General features: G+C 42.9%; 15 protein-coding genes and 2 rRNA genes. 1 reads left to right on the top strand and 16 read right to left on the bottom strand.

Translation table 11 applies throughout. The features are described 5' to 3' along the window. Window positions 1-81: 81 nt before the first annotated feature. A complete protein-coding gene (gene metG, locus MHH61_RS09115; RefSeq protein WP_125587538.1) occupies window positions 82-2,082 on the bottom strand; it encodes a methionine--tRNA ligase in 2,001 nt (666 codons plus the stop codon). A 520-nt stretch (window positions 2,083-2,602) separates the two neighbouring features. Between metG and MHH61_RS09110 the strand changes: the two genes are divergently transcribed. Further along, on the top strand, window positions 2,603-2,893 hold the full coding sequence (locus tag MHH61_RS09110) for an AbrB/MazE/SpoVT family DNA-binding domain-containing protein (protein ID WP_087975202.1): 291 nt from the start codon (window positions 2,603-2,605) through the stop codon (window positions 2,891-2,893). A 45-nt stretch (window positions 2,894-2,938) separates the two neighbouring features. Here MHH61_RS09110 and rsmI read toward each other — a convergent pair whose 3' ends face one another. From rsmI to MHH61_RS09035, 15 genes are all read right to left on the bottom strand, one after another. Beyond that, window positions 2,939-3,820, bottom strand: coding sequence for a 16S rRNA (cytidine(1402)-2'-O)-methyltransferase (rsmI, locus tag MHH61_RS09105; RefSeq protein WP_024425632.1), 882 nt, complete (start codon window positions 3,818-3,820; stop codon window positions 2,939-2,941). After that, window positions 3,795-4,094 (bottom strand): GIY-YIG nuclease family protein, encoded by a 300-nt coding sequence (locus MHH61_RS09100; RefSeq protein WP_024425631.1) that lies wholly within the window; start codon window positions 4,092-4,094, stop codon window positions 3,795-3,797. Before MHH61_RS09100 ends, rsmI begins: the two co-directional genes overlap by 26 nt. Next, complete coding sequence (locus tag MHH61_RS09095; protein ID WP_024427205.1) at window positions 4,081-4,824, bottom strand: tRNA1(Val) (adenine(37)-N6)-methyltransferase; 744 nt, start codon at window positions 4,822-4,824, stop codon at window positions 4,081-4,083. Before MHH61_RS09095 ends, MHH61_RS09100 begins: the two co-directional genes overlap by 14 nt. Before the next feature lie 55 nt (window positions 4,825-4,879). Beyond that, complete coding sequence (yabA, locus tag MHH61_RS09090) at window positions 4,880-5,233, bottom strand: DNA replication initiation control protein YabA (RefSeq protein WP_024425629.1); 354 nt, start codon at window positions 5,231-5,233, stop codon at window positions 4,880-4,882. 14 nt (window positions 5,234-5,247) lie between these two features. Further along, a complete protein-coding gene (locus tag MHH61_RS09085) occupies window positions 5,248-6,075 on the bottom strand; it encodes a stage 0 sporulation family protein (RefSeq protein WP_024425628.1) in 828 nt (275 codons plus the stop codon). Between the two features lie 2 nt (window positions 6,076-6,077). Further along, window positions 6,078-7,067 carry a DNA polymerase III subunit delta' gene (gene holB / locus MHH61_RS09080; RefSeq protein ID WP_024425627.1) on the bottom strand — a complete coding sequence of 330 codons (990 nt, stop codon included), beginning with the start codon at window positions 7,065-7,067 and terminating at the stop codon, window positions 6,078-6,080. 11 nt (window positions 7,068-7,078) lie between these two features. Then, entirely contained in the window at window positions 7,079-7,519 is a 441-nt protein-coding gene (locus MHH61_RS09075; RefSeq protein WP_024425626.1) for a YaaR family protein, read from the bottom strand. 12 nt (window positions 7,520-7,531) lie between these two features. After that, window positions 7,532-7,861: a cyclic-di-AMP receptor gene (locus tag MHH61_RS09070; protein ID WP_024425625.1), complete on the bottom strand. Its 330-nt coding sequence runs from the start codon at window positions 7,859-7,861 to the stop codon at window positions 7,532-7,534. Window positions 7,862-7,940: 79 nt separating this feature from the next. Further along, complete coding sequence (gene tmk / locus MHH61_RS09065; protein WP_048239529.1) at window positions 7,941-8,579, bottom strand: dTMP kinase; 639 nt, start codon at window positions 8,577-8,579, stop codon at window positions 7,941-7,943. Further along, complete coding sequence (locus MHH61_RS09060; RefSeq protein ID WP_125587537.1) at window positions 8,576-9,985, bottom strand: aminotransferase class I/II-fold pyridoxal phosphate-dependent enzyme; 1,410 nt, start codon at window positions 9,983-9,985, stop codon at window positions 8,576-8,578. Before MHH61_RS09060 ends, tmk begins: the two co-directional genes overlap by 4 nt. Before the next feature lie 77 nt (window positions 9,986-10,062). After that, window positions 10,063-11,127, bottom strand: a complete 1,065-nt coding sequence (locus MHH61_RS09055; protein WP_125587536.1) for a toxic anion resistance protein — start codon at window positions 11,125-11,127, stop codon at window positions 10,063-10,065. A gap of 18 nt (window positions 11,128-11,145) precedes the next feature. Further along, window positions 11,146-11,760, bottom strand: coding sequence for a 5-bromo-4-chloroindolyl phosphate hydrolysis family protein (locus tag MHH61_RS09050; protein WP_024427210.1), 615 nt, complete (start codon window positions 11,758-11,760; stop codon window positions 11,146-11,148). Between the two features lie 128 nt (window positions 11,761-11,888). Further along, window positions 11,889-12,080, bottom strand: coding sequence for a sigma factor G inhibitor Gin (locus MHH61_RS09045; protein WP_125587535.1), 192 nt, complete (start codon window positions 12,078-12,080; stop codon window positions 11,889-11,891). A 171-nt stretch (window positions 12,081-12,251) separates the two neighbouring features. Beyond that, window positions 12,252-12,367, bottom strand: a 5S ribosomal RNA gene (gene rrf, locus MHH61_RS09040). A gap of 61 nt (window positions 12,368-12,428) precedes the next feature. Next, window positions 12,429-15,359, bottom strand: a 23S ribosomal RNA gene (locus MHH61_RS09035). Window positions 15,360-15,454: the final 95 nt, after the last annotated feature.

Here is a 15,454-nt window from a genome sequence, read left to right as displayed (position 1 = left end):
GGTTGATTGCTCCTTTCGACAATTCTGCTAAAAAACAAAAGGTGTTCGACGAAATGTTACACGTGGAACACCTTTGTTGATTTATAAAATTTTTGTTCCATTTGCTAGAGTTTGATCTACTTCAAGAACCTGCAATTTCCCGCCTGTTTCTCCAGTTAAAATCATTCCCTGGGAAATTTCCCCTCTGAGTTTAACTGGGGTAAGATTTGCTACGCAAACGAGCTTTTTCCCTACTAATTCTTCTGGTTGATAGTGCTTGGCAATCCCAGAGACGATTTGTCTTTTTTCAAATCCAAAATCAAGCTGAAGCTTTAAAAGACGATCGGCTTTTTTCACTGGGGCTGCTTCCAATACCTGTGCAACTCGAAGATCAACTTTTGAGAAATCATCAAATGCAATTTCTGCTCCCAGCTCAGGTAATTCCGTTTCTTCGATTTCCACTTTCTCTTCTTCTACCTTAGGTGCACTTCCCTGCATTTTTTCTTTAATGTAGGCTACTTCTTCTTCAACCTCTAAACGCGGGAACAAAGGCTCTCCCTTTTGTACCGTTGCTTGTTGAATCGCACCAAATGATAATATACTATCCCAGCTTTTGAGCTTATCTTCTTCAATTCCAAGCTGGAAGAAGATTTTCTCAGGTGTTTTCGTTAGGAACGGCGTTAAGAGTACTGCAGTGATTCGAAGTGATTCTGCTAAATGATACATAACAGAATGCAATTCTTTTCGTTTTGTTTCATCCTTTGCCAGCACCCACGGAGCTGTTTGATCAATATATTTATTGGTTCTGCTGATTAATGTCCAAACATTTGAAAGAGCCACAGAGAATTCAAGATTTTCCATCGCTTCTTCATAGGCTTTGACTGTTTGTTCAGCTACTGCTTTCAGCTCTTCATCGAACTCATTAACAGGGCCTTTATAGCTGCTTAATGTGCCGTCAAAATATTTTTGGACCATCGCAACTGTACGATTAAGCAAGTTACCTAAATCATTGGCAAGGTCATAGTTTACACGTTCCACGAATCCTTCTGGTGTAAACACACCATCTGCACCAAATGGTACTTCGCGAAGCAGGTAATAACGAAGGGCATCGAGGCCATAGCGATCAATTAATGTGACCGGATCTACCACATTCCCTTTTGATTTAGACATTTTGCCATCTTTCATGAGCAGCCAGCCGTGTGCGAAAATTTGTTTCGGCAGAGGCAGATCTAATGCCATCAACATAATCGGCCAATAAATCGTATGGAAGCGTACAATTTCTTTTCCTACGAGATGTACGTTGGCAGGCCAATATTTTTTATATTTTTCATCTTGATCTGTTCCATAGCCAATCGCAGTTAAATAGTTGAATAACGCATCAATCCATACATAAATGACGTGCTTTGGATTGTTAGGAACTTTAATTCCCCAATCAAAGGTTGTTCTTGATACTGCTAAATCCTCTAAACCTGGTTTAATGAAGTTATTAATCATTTCATTCTTTCTTGATTCAGGCTGAATAAACGATGGATTCTTTTCGTAATAATCGAGCAAACGATCCGCATACTTACTCATACGGAAGAAATAGGATTCCTCTTTAATTAATTCAACGGGGTGGCCGCTGTCAGGGCTTTTCCCGCCAATGACTTCCCCTTCCTCATTACGCTCAACATCAACGAGCTGTGTTTCTGTATAGAATGTCTCATCAGGAATACTGTACCAGCCCTCATATTGATCTAAATAAATATCGCCTTGATCGAGCAGTTTTTGGAAGACTTGCTCAATGATTTTCGTATGTCTTTTTTCTGTTGTACGGATGAAGTCATCATTCGAAATGTCGAGTTTCTTCCATAATGATTTAATGTCTTCAACGACTGGATCTAAATACTCGATCGGTGTGATATTTTGTTCTTCAGCTTTTTGCTGAATTTTTTGTCCGTGCTCATCTGTACCTGTTAAATACATCACATCATAGCCTTGAAGACGTTTATAACGAGCCATAGCATCTCCTGCTACTGTCGTATAAGCATGTCCAATATGTAATTTTCCGCTCGGATAGTAAATAGGTGTTGTCAGATAAAACGTTTTTTTCTTTTCCGGCATGTCGGAACCTCCTGCGTGTGTGTAAATGTCAAAAACTCCCGCCCAATGGACGAGAGCGGTTATCATCATTACATGAAAATGTGTCAGATCAATTCATTTAATTTTGCACTTGTGCTTTCTCTATGATACCATCTTAGCCTTTAAGATCAAGCATATATACATAGAACAAGCTGAAATGATCGAAAAAGATGAGTTTTTCGAAAAAAACGACAAACCCGTCGACATTTTGTCGAATATTGTCGTATGAAATCTATTTCCAGATTTACAATTGGCTAAATTAGGGCAAAAGTCTTGTTAATCTGATCTCGTCATTTCTTATATTTTCATAGGAAAAGCCTACAAAATCCTTATACACCAGTAGTTTCAAGGTCTTTTGACTTTAAGAGTCATATTTTACAAACAATAGTAAACAAAATGATTGACGATTTATGGAAACCTTGTTATGCTAGGAATGTAAGGAATTTGTCGAATAATGACGAAGATAATATTATTTTAAGAATAAGAACTTTTTGGGAGGAGAATGAAGATGAAATCTACAGGTATTGTACGTAAAGTTGACGAATTAGGACGCGTGGTGATTCCAATCGAACTTCGCCGTACGCTAGGAATCGCTGAAAAAGACGCTTTGGAAATTTATGTTGATGATGAAAAAATTATCTTAAAAAAATATAAACCAAACATGACTTGCCAAGTAACAGGTGAAGTATCAGACGATAACCTTAAACTTGCTAATGGTAAATTAGTTCTTAGCCGTGAAGGTGCAGAGCAAATCATTAACGAAATCCAAAACCAACTTCAATCACAAAAATAAGGTTCATATAAAAAAGGTTCTTGCACCGTTTGCAAGAACCTTTCTTTATTGTTCAATATGATAAGCATCGTATATCGTGCGCTTTGGTACACCACGTTCGACAGCTGTACGTTTAATGGCTTCCTTCGACGTTAATCCTTCCTCTATGTAATGGATCACATGTTCTTTTTCAGATAAGGACGTCCACCAAGCTTCTTCATTCAGCTCTTCTTCAGCTTGATCATTTCCTTGTACCACAAGACAGAACTCACCTCGAATTTGATTCTCCGCAGCCCATGTCAACACAGATTCTAAATCTCCACGAATAAACTCTTCGAATTTTTTCGTCAGTTCTCTCGTAATTGCGATGTTCCGATTCCCCCACACTTCCTTCATTAAAGTCAGCGTTTCTTTTAACCGATGGGGCGCTTCATAGAAAATGATCGTTTCTTGACGTTTCTTCAAGGCTTCAAGCTGCTTTTTCTTTTCTTTTTTCTGACGGTCGAGAAAACCATAAAAGAAAAATGGCTGAGGCGCGATTCCTGATGCAATAAGTGCTGTTAGTGCAGCATTTGCGCCAGGTAACGGAATGACATAGCCTCCGATGCTAGTAAAATCTCGAACCACTTCAGCCCCTGGATCTGAAATCGTCGGTAAACCGGCATCACTCACAAGTGCGATACTTTTCCCTTCTTTTAGCCATTCGATTAACTTGTGGCCGCTGCTGTCTTTGTTATGCTCATGATAACTGGTTAAGGGTGTATCAATTTCGTATACATGACAAAGCTTTTTCGTTTGCCTTGTATCTTCTGCTGCAATATAGTCTACATCTTTTAATGTTTGTATCGCTCGGAACGTCATATCTTCTAGATTTCCGATCGGGGTTGGGACAAGATAAAGAATACCCATGCCAGATTGACCATCAAAGCTTTTCTGTGTCTTTTTCATGTGCCGCCTCCTTTTCCATTCGCATTTCTTCTATATAAATATCTTTCTTTTTCCGCGTCCACGTTTTGAAACGATATTCTTGCTGCATGGCTTCTCTTTTGGTTGCAAAACATTCATGATAAAAAAGCTCAACCGGCCGTCTCGCTCTTGTATACTTTGCTCCCTTTCCACTATTATGGGTTATCAGTCTTTTTTGTAAATCATTTGTATAACCCGCATACAGGCTGCCATCTGCACATTTTAATACATAGAAATAATGATTATGCTTCTCCATACAGTATCGTCCTGATTTCATCTGTATACTCCTGATCTTCCCCATAAACAAAAAGAGGCGGAAGAATTTTCAGATCTGGTTTTCCATCTTTTATGCCCTCTACCAAGATGGTATTGGCTTCTTTCCCTTGTTTGGGATAAACAAATTGAATTCGTTTCGGCTCAATTCGGTATTTTTTCATTAATTCAACAATCTCAAGCAGCCTTCCTGGTCGATGAACCATCGCCAGTTTCCCCCCTTGCTTTAGCAGCGTGGAAGAAACACGAATAACATCCTCTAATGTACAATGAATTTCATGCCGTGCAATCGCCAAATATTCATTTTCATTGATTTCATCCTTAGAGGGTGTTTTAAAATATGGCGGGTTACATGTAATCACGTCAACTTTATGGTTGCCGTAGCGTTCCGGCATATCATTCAAATCACCATGAATCAATTCGATCTGGTGCGCAAGTTGATTATACTCCACACTTCTTTTTGCCATATCAAACAGCCGTTCTTGAATTTCAACACCCGTAATCGAGGCCTTAGAACGAGTTGAAAGCAGCAATGGCACGATGCCATTTCCGGTACAAAGATCAATGATCTCTCCTTTTTGGATTGGCACATACGCAAATTTAGCTAATAACACCGCGTCCAATGAAAAGGCAAACACAGTTTTACTTTGAATAATCTTCATATCTTCGGCGAGCAGGTAATCTAAACGTTCATCTTCTCTTAACGAAACCATGATGTATCCTTTCTTTTCCTGTGAAAAAGGCTCCCGATTCAGCGGAAGCCTTTTCTCATTTTTTATTTAAAAATGACAGACAGAACAAACAGTCTCCCTCTTTACGAATGCTCCCATAATGTACATTACAAATATGGAAGCCCTCCTGATATAACCGGGCCAGGTTATCATGACCTTCTCCGATATCAGAATGACTTGGCTTCTGGGCAGAATCATTCTCTGCCTCAGACGATTTGTCTCGATCGGACTGATCCAGACGTTCACGCAAGTGCTGATTCTCCATTTGCAGCTGATGATTTTCTTCAATCACTTCACCGATATGATTTTTCAAATCACCTAACTGGCGATAAAGAGAACCGATTTGTTCTTCTAAATTAATCACCGTATCAAATAGTTCCTTTTTATCCAAGGTGGCACACCTCGTTACTCAGTTGTTTGTGCAGATACAACGCCTTCTTGTAATAATTCTTCCCATGTATATTCTATCACTTTTTCTTGCCCGGTTAATTCAACTTGCAAAATTCGTTCTAAAATATTGAGCCCTACTACCTTTGCAGAGCCATTAGACGTCTGAATCGTTTCGCCGATATCCGGTAATTGTTCTTTCGCTGTTTCATACTCATCATTCTCATATTTCAAGCAGCACATCAAACGTCCGCATAGGCCTGAAATTTTTGTCGGATTTAACGACAAGTTTTGATCCTTTGCCATCTTAATCGACACTGGTTCAAAGTCTCCTAAAAATGTCGAACAGCAAAGCATTCGCCCGCAAGGACCAATGCCGCCAAGCATTTTTGCCTCGTCTCTTACACCAATCTGGCGAAGTTCAATTCTCGTTTTGAAGATTGATGCAAGATCCTTCACTAGCTCACGGAAATCAACTCTGCCATCTGCTGTGAAGTAGAAGATGACCTTGTTTCGGTCAAATGTAAATTCAACATCAACCAATTTCATTTCCAGCCCATGTTCACTTACTTTCTGAAGACATGTATCAAAGGCTGTCATCGCTGCTTCTTTGTTTTCCTCAACGATGAGCCGATCACGTTCGTCTGCTACACGAATGACTTTACGCAGAGGGAGAACCACATCGTGTTCATCTACTTTTTTGTTGGCGATGACCACTTGTCCGTACTCAACCCCTCTAACCGTTTCTACAATGACACAACTATCATTTTCTATATGAAATCCATTAGGATCGAAATAATAGATTTTGCCCGCTTTTTTAAAGCGAACACCAATTACGTTGTACAAGCTTATCCCTCCTGCAACATCAACACCAATTGCTCCATCAGCCCTTGGGCATTCACGTTGGATTGAAGTCTCTTTTTCGCTTCTAATACAGCAAGGATCTGGCTGGTCACCATCTGCTGTGTGGAATGCAGCGCATGCTGCTTCATTGTCTGGAATAAGTCTTGATAAATGACTTTATCTTCATTTCCTATTTGAATCGACAATACATCACGATATATAAATAAAAGCATATCCAGACCTGTTTCTTGAAGGTCTTTCTCTTTGAAAAAAGGCATCCATTGATCCTGTATATAAAAAAATGCATGTTCTTTTCGCTGGTGTAAGACTTCATACAATTTTATCACTTTCGCTCTAGACTCTGCAAACTGATCATTTCGACTTAATTCGAGTGCTTCTGCTAAATTATTGGTTAAATTCGACAAAAGCCTTGCGAGATGCTGAGATACGCCTTCTTGTAAAAGCTGCTGCTCTAAGGATTGTGGCTGCAGCGGCTGAAAGCTGAGCATCTGACATCTTGAAATAATCGTATCCAGCATTTTATGCGATTGCTCAGTGATTAAAACCGCCATCGTTTCCCGATTAGGCTCCTCTAGGAACTTCAATAAACTGTTCGCGGCATTGACCGTCATTTTGTCCGCATGAAGAATAATATACATTTTCCGGTGAGATTCTACACCTGCTTTTGTAAATTCCTCTTGCAATGCCTGCACTTGCGCCTTTTTAATTGATTGGCCATCGGGCTGCACAAGATGTAAATCGGGATGGTTTCCTGATGCAATCCTTTTGCAGTTTTGACAGGATTCACATGGTTTCACTCCTGATTCCAAACAAAAAAAGCTCTTAGCCAAAAGCATCGCTGCATCCAGTTTTCCGGTTCCTTTTTTTCCTTCAAATAAGTAGGCGTGCGCAAGTCGGTCTTTATCAATACTATTAAAAATCAGCCGCATGACGCGCGGCTGCAAATCATTCATGTCATCCCAGCTAATTGCCATGTTATCACTCTCTATGTGTAAAGGTTAATCAATAAACCTTTTATTTCTCCAATACGTTCAAGCAAATCAATAGATGGTTTCTCTTGATCCATCATTTCCTCGGTTAATTCAATCAGCTTTTCATCTAAGGCTTTGACCAAAGCAAGTGTACGTGTGTTGCCATAAATGTCAAAGCTCCTTGATGTTTCTATATTTAGTCCATTATCGACTGTCTCTTTCACAAAGCGCTTCACCAGTCCTTTAAACCTAGCCAAATCCTTTAGGTTTCGTGACTTTGCGAGCTTTTTTCCGAACACTTCGATATCACTCAGCATGACCGTCAGCTGTTCTAAGCGCAGTTTGCCGCTTTGCGTTTCCATCGAAGCTTTAAAGGAGGCAGATGTCTGGCTTCCTTTCATCGCTTGAAGTTCACGCTTTTCTAAACGCAGCCGCATATCTTGATTAATTTTCACAGCAACCCATCCTTAAAATTGATGAAATTGTTCAACTGGCAGAATAAAAACAGTAGCTCCGCCAACTTCAACCTCAACAGGGTATGGTACGTATGAATCTGCATTTCCGCCCATTGGGGAGACAGGCGCGATCATTTGATCACGTTTACGGCAATTTTCTTTTATAAGCTGTAATGCTTTATCCACCCGGACATCATCACAACCAATAATAAAAGTCGTATTCCCAGACTTTAAAAACCCACCAGTTGAAGCTAATTTTGTCACGCCGAAATGATGTTCAGTCAATATTTTCAACAACTTGCTGCTATCTTGGTCCTGTACAACGGCAACAATTAATTTCATTTGATTGGCCTCCTTTATTTTAGGCACAGATGACATGCCGATGTCTTCCTCTATATTATAACAACGATTGGGAATTAGGTCATATTTGATTTTGCTTTAATGTGTCCTGAATCAATTGAAGGACTTCTTCATAGACAGCCTGCATCGGCTGAGACGCATCCACTACACGGAATCGTTCTGGCGATTGTGCAATAAGCAGTTCATAGCCTTCTCTGACAAGCTGGTGGAAATTCAGCGTCTCCATGTCTAATCGATTCTTTTCTCTTCCCTGGTTGGCATCAATTCGCTTTAGCCCTTCCTCAGGTGTAATTGAAAAATAAATGGTCATTTGCGGCATCGTGCCATTGATAGCAAAGTCGTTAATTGACTTTACTTCTTCAATCCCAAGCCCTCTCGCATAACCTTGATAAGCAAGGGAGCTATCGACAAAACGATCACATAAAACCGTCTGCCCGCGCTGTAATGCCGGTTCTACCTTCTCAGCCAAATGCTGCCTTCTTGCGGCTGCATACAGCAAAGCTTCTGTTTTCGCATCCATTTTTGTGTTTTTTTCATTTAAAATGACTTCACGAATCTGCTCTGCAATGTCAATGCCGCCAGGCTCACGTGTCGCCATCACTGCATATCCTTGGCGTTCCATTTCTTCATACACTTTTTGAATCACTGTCGTTTTTCCGGCACCCTCTGGCCCTTCAAACGTAATAAACATACCGCTCATAGTGTCTCCTCTTCTATATCAACATATAATTTTCTCTGATGAATCACCTGACTGGCTTGAACATGAACCTGATGCCCAAGCAATCGGCTTAAAGCCGCAATTTGATCGATTTCAATACGCTCTCCCTTAACGATCAAAGGAATACCCGGTGGGTATGGTATAACCGATTCTGCACTAATCCGGCCTGCTGCATGTTCAAATGGAACGGCTTCTATATCCTGTCTATGCTCATCGTTCTCAATAGACAGCGCCTCACTTTGGACATGATCTTTTCCTTTGAGCAATGAATTGCTTTGATTAAGTGCCTGCTCTATCCGTTTAAAAGGGATATCCTTCTTCTGTTCTAAACCAAAGACAAGTAAAACCTGATGTTCGTCCGCAAGCTCTGGGTGAACCTCCACTGATTCAAGTACTCGTTTTAGTTCATAACCAGTCAGCCCTTTTGTTGATCGAATCACACATTTTAATGGATCGTTAGAAAGCAATTCAGACTCGACCACTTCAAGCTGAGGTATAAGGTTGAACTCATTTTTCAGCTCTGCCAGCCCTTTCATGATTCCATCCAAGATCTCTTTTTTCTTGATCTCCTCGACATAGGCCCTTGCCACATCTAATGAGGCCATAATTGGATAGGATGGAGAACTGCTTTGAAGCATCGTGAGGAATGTTTTCAAATGTTTAGCATCCATTCGCCCTCCCTGTAGATGAAGGTAGGATCCCATCGTCATGGCCGGAAGGGTTTTATGTGCTGATTGTACCACCACGTCAGCTCCATAGGAAAGAGCAGATGGAGGAAAAGCGCCGCCTAATACAAAATGTGCACCATGTGCCTCATCAACTAAAACGATCATGCCTGCTTCGTGGCACATGTGTATCAGTTTTGATAAATCAGCTGCATGTCCGTAGTAGTTTGGATAAGTCAAAACGATCGCCCGGCAATTAGGATGTTTGGCAATGGCTTTTTTGACTGTTTCATCCGTCACATGTGTTGGAACATGCAGGTGTGGATCTACCTCAGCTTCTACCATAATAGGCGTGGCTCCTGCAAGCTCAATCGCATGGTAAATAGACTTATGACAATTTCGCTGGACGAAAATCTCATCTCCCGCACGACAGGCTGCCATCACCATCGCTAAATTTCCGACAGTTGTCCCATTCACAAGGAAAAAGCTTTGATCTGATCCATATAGCTTTGCCAATAAATGTTCAGCCTCTTGAATCACACCAGTTGGATGATGGAGATCATCTAACCCTTCAAGCTCTGTTACATCCAGCTGAAGAATTGAGTCGTAATAAGACCGTGCCTCATCAAAAAAGACATCTCCATTGTGATGTCCTGGAACGTGGAAAGAATAAGGTTTCTTTTCCGCATGTTGTGCTAATGCTGTATATAAAGGTGTTTTCAAACAAATCGACCCTTTTCACTTTAACGATATCTTATGTCTATTATAACGTTCATACAAGGGAACCGAAAGATGGATTCTCATTCCTTTATTGGCTGGTGATTCGCCAGCTGCTGTTCTGCCTCATACATGCTGTTTTTCAATTGGGCTCGCTCTTGGCTTCCATGCTCTTTCACCTGTAACGTTTCCTGTAAGGTTTCAGCTAATTGGCGTTGAACCTTTTTCAACGTATCTATAGGTGCAAAAGCTGCCTCTTCAAGAAGCTCCCCCTGCTGCTTTGATACCTTTTCATATGTTTTTTGGATTCGATTCTCAAGAGCTGAATTGGCACGCTGTTGAATATGCGTTAATGCAATCGACATTTGGTTAATCCATAGAGGAATAGATGCAGAAACTGTTGATTGAATGTGATTGGCCAATGTATGATTCGTATTCTGGATCATTCGAATTTGGGCATTACATTGCAACGCAATTTGCCGGCTTAGCAGCAAATCATATTTCCGTTCTTTCAACCTCTCCATATATTCTTCTGCATTGACTTCCTGACTCATCAATTGCTCCTCTATAGTCCGATTACCAATCTGCTCCGGTTCTGATATGATCTGCTTCTCTAAAGTTGTCATTTTCGCTTCAACTGCTGCAACCTGCAGCGTCATCTCTTGGAAAAAAGTTTGATTTTCTTGAAATAAACGCTCTAATAACATATGATCCGAGATTAATCCGCCTTTTGCGTAACGAAGCCTTGCTGATAATCTTTCGATCTGTGATTTTGCATGTTGAAAACGCGATATGATTTCCTGAGTAGAACGCTTCTCCCGCCGAAATAACTTCGAAAAAAAACCCCGCTTCTTTGGCAGTAAGTCCTCCGGTTCTACTACATGCAGCTGGTGCAAAAAGGCCTCAAGCACGTCTCCTATTTGATCGATATCTTTTTTCTCAACATATTTCATCATTTGTTGTGATTGTTCCAATAATCGTTCCTGCACACGTGTACCATAGAAAAGCAGCTTTTGCGGATTGTCAGGGATCTGCTCAGCACGCTGTATGGCTTCTTGTTTCTCCTCATCAGATAAGGTATCAAACACCTGAAACTGAAGATCTGTAGTGGAAGCAGATGCTGTTGGGATGTGATCTTCTGGTTTCATTACGTTTGACTCCTTTCATTATTTCTTTATCATCTTATCTGCCACTTCAAGCTCAATATGAAGGGCTTCTATGTCTCTTCCTAATACTTGCTGCAAATCATTCGTCAATTGCTTTTGCAGTTCTGTCAGCGTCACTCGAGTTTGACTGAGTGTCATTTCCAGCTCATGACTGCGATCAGGCTGGTTATACAATAGTGCATATTTTTCAGTTAGTTCAACGACAGAATCCAAGCTTTCAAAATAAAAACGCTGTGCATCATAAAACCGGGTCGGCTCTTTTTTTGTAATCGTATAGATTCGTCGTGCAAGTCGGAGAATTTCATAATTATGTTTGATCGTCTGTACGTTCTTCACAGCAAATAAAGCCTTCTTTAAACGTACGAGCTTTTGTCCTGCTTCTTTTAAATGCTGTTTGATATATACATAATCACTACGAGACAGTCCGTGTTTCTTTAAAAACAACTGGAAAGCAATCCATCTGCTCCCTGCAAACATCACGCCCCACCCCACCATCGCATACAGTATCGATAATCCAACATGATGATGGAAAACCCCAATACTGACGGTTAAAATCACAAGCGAAAAAAAAGTAGAGAGGATGGCCCATATAAATGTATAAAAGATTGATTTCATGTTCATCGACTCCTATGAATAATCAGGCTCTCTGTTTATCTTATTATTAATTACGGATGATGTCCAAACTAAGTTCCAAAAAACAGGCCCAATCCTCCATAGCTCATAAAAAAAGACCATCTAATGGTCTATGAATACAAAGGCGGCGTATGAAGATTTTTTAGCTTTCTAACATAATCGGCATAGCTAGGATCCGAGGTCGATGTAGAAATTAACTTTCTCTCACATTCTCGGCACAAAAACTGATGATATAAATAAATTCCCTTTGTTTTTTTCTCTTCACAAATCAAACAAGTCGCTTCTCGCTCTTTTTTGCTCATTGTGACACCTCCACTTATAGCTTCAGTATGCCCTAGCGCTTTCAATTGTATACAAAATTAAGAATGTTTTAGATGGTAGTTTAGTATATGTATCCATGTCAGATCGAGTGTTTGTTCCTTTTCTTAAAAAACAAAAAAGACCAGTTCCGACTGGAACTGATCCTTATAGAAGCTTGGCGGCGTCCTACTCTCACAGGGGGAAACCCCCAACTACCATCGGCGCTGAAGAGCTTAACTTCCGTGTTCGGTATGGGAACGGGTGTGACCTCTTCGCTATCGCCACCAAACCTGATGGAGAGAATGTTCTCTCAAAACTAGATAACAATGTTCATGCTTCACATTAGAATATAGGTTAAGTCCTCGATCTATTAGTATCTGTCAGCTCCACGTGTCACCACGCTTCCACCTCAGACCTATCAACCTGATCATCTTTCAGGGATCTTACTTCCTTGCGGAATGGGAAATCTCATCTTGAGGGGGGCTTCATGCTTAGATGCTTTCAGCACTTATCCCGTCCGCACATAGCTACCCAGCGATGCCCTTGGCAGAACAACTGGTACACCAGCGGTGCGTCCATCCCGGTCCTCTCGTACTAAGGACAGCTCCTCTCAAATTTCCTGCGCCCGCGACGGATAGGGACCGAACTGTCTCACGACGTTCTGAACCCAGCTCGCGTACCGCTTTAATGGGCGAACAGCCCAACCCTTGGGACCGACTACAGCCCCAGGATGCGATGAGCCGACATCGAGGTGCCAAACCTCCCCGTCGATGTGGACTCTTGGGGGAGATAAGCCTGTTATCCCCGGGGTAGCTTTTATCCGTTGAGCGATGGCCCTTCCATGCGGAACCACCGGATCACTAAGCCCGACTTTCGTCCCTGCTCGACTTGTAGGTCTCGCAGTCAAGCTCCCTTGTGCCTTTACACTCTGCGAATGATTTCCAACCATTCTGAGGGAACCTTTGGGCGCCTCCGTTACATTTTAGGAGGCGACCGCCCCAGTCAAACTGCCCACCTGACACTGTCTCCCTGCCCGATAAGGGCAGCGGGTTAGAAGGTCAATACAGCCAGGGTAGTATCCCACCGATGCCTCCACCGAAGCTAGCGCTCCGGTTTCCAAGGCTCCTACCTATCCTGTACAAGCTGTACCAACATTCAATATCAGGCTGCAGTAAAGCTCCACGGGGTCTTTCCGTCCTGTCGCGGGTAACCTGCATCTTCACAGGTACTATAATTTCACCGAGTCTCTCGTTGAGACAGTGCCCAGATCGTTGCGCCTTTCGTGCGGGTCGGAACTTACCCGACAAGGAATTTCGCTACCTTAGGACCGTTATAGTTACGGCCGCCGTTTACTGGGGCTTCAATTCGCACCTTCGCTTACGCTAAGCGCTCCTCTTAACCTTCCAGCACCGGGCAGGCGTCAGCCCCTATACTTCGCCTTACGGCTTCGCAGAGACCTGTGTTTTTGCTAAACAGTCGCCTGGGCCTATTCACTGCGGCTTCTCGGGGCTTTAACACCCTAAGAAGCACCCCTTCTCCCGAAGTTACGGGGTCATTTTGCCGAGTTCCTTAACGAGAGTTCTCTCGATCACCTTAGGATTCTCTCCTCGCCTACCTGTGTCGGTTTGCGGTACGGGCACCTCTCACCTCGCTAGAGGCTTTTCTTGGCAGTGTGGAATCAGGAACTTCGCTACTAAATTTCGCTCGCCATCACAGCTCAGCCTTTACGGGAAACGGATTTGCCTATTTCCCAGCCTAACTGCTTGGACGCGGATATCCAATACCGCGCTTACCCTATCCTCCTGCGTCCCCCCATTGCTCAAATGGTGAGGAGGTGGTACAGGAATATCAACCTGTTGTCCATCGCCTACGCCTTTCGGCCTCGGCTTAGGTCCCGACTAACCCTGAGCGGACGAGCCTTCCTCAGGAAACCTTAGGCATTCGGTGGACGGGATTCTCACCCGTCTTTCGCTACTCATACCGGCATTCTCACTTCTAAGCGCTCCACCAGTCCTTCCGGTCTGGCTTCACAGCCCTTAGAACGCTCTCCTACCACTGTTCGTAAGAACAGTCCGCAGCTTCGGTGATACGTTTAGCCCCGGTACATTTTCGGCGCAGAGTCACTCGACCAGTGAGCTATTACGCACTCTTTAAATGGTGGCTGCTTCTAAGCCAACATCCTGGTTGTCTAAGCAACTCCACATCCTTTTCCACTTAACGTATACTTTGGGACCTTAGCTGGCGGTCTGGGCTGTTTCCCTTTCGACTACGGATCTTATCACTCGCAGTCTGACTCCCAAGGATAAGTCATCGGCATTCGGAGTTTGACTGAATTCGGTAACCCGGTAGGGGCCCCTAGTCCAATCAGTGCTCTACCTCCGAGACTCTTACCTTGAGGCTAGCCCTAAAGCTATTTCGGAGAGAACCAGCTATCTCCAGGTTCGATTGGCATTTCACCCCTACCCACACCTCATCCCCGCACTTTTCAACGTGCGTGGGTTCGGGCCTCCATTCAGTGTTACCTGAACTTCACCCTGGACATGGGTAGATCACCTGGTTTCGGGTCTACGACCACGTACTCATGCGCCCTATTCAGACTCGCTTTCGCTGCGGCTCCGCATCTTCTGCTTAACCTTGCACGGGATCGTAACTCGCCGGTTCATTCTACAAAAGGCACGCCATCACCCGTTAACGGGCTCTGACTACTTGTAGGCACACGGTTTCAGGATCTATTTCACTCCCCTTCCGGGGTGCTTTTCACCTTTCCCTCACGGTACTGGTTCACTATCGGTCACTAGGGAGTATTTAGCCTTGGGAGATGGTCCTCCCGGATTCCGACGGAATTTCACGTGTTCCGCCGTACTCAGGATCCACTCTGGAGAGAATGACATTTCAGTTACAGGGCTGTTACCTTCTTTGGCGGGCCTTTCCAGACCTCTTCGCTTATATCATTCCTTTGTAACTCCGTATAGAGTGTCCTACAACCCCAAGAGGCAAGCCTCTTGGTTTGGGCTGTTCCCGTTTCGCTCGCCGCTACTCAGGGAATCGCATTTGCTTTCTCTTCCTCCGGGTACTTAGATGTTTCAGTTCCCCGGGTATGCCTTCTCATACTCTATGTATTCAAGTATGGATACTACTCCATTACGAGCAGTGGGTTTCCCCATTCGGAAATCTCCGGATCAAAGCTTGCTTACAGCTCCCCGAAGCATATCGGTGTTCGTCCCGTCCTTCATCGGCTCCTAGTGCCAAGGCATCCACCGTGCGCCCTTTCTAACTTAACCATTTCTTACTTTAGAAAGAATCACTATGTGTGATGAACTTTGCATTGCATTCAATGTGAATGTATTACTTATTGTTATCTAGTTTTCAAAGAACA

This window comes from Bacillus sp. FSL K6-3154 (genome assembly GCF_040869395.1).
Classification (GTDB): domain Bacteria; phylum Bacillota; class Bacilli; order Bacillales; family Bacillaceae; genus Bacillus; species Bacillus safensis.
Note: the sequence above shows the minus strand (reverse complement) of the source record. Positions and strands in the feature narration are given on the sequence as shown.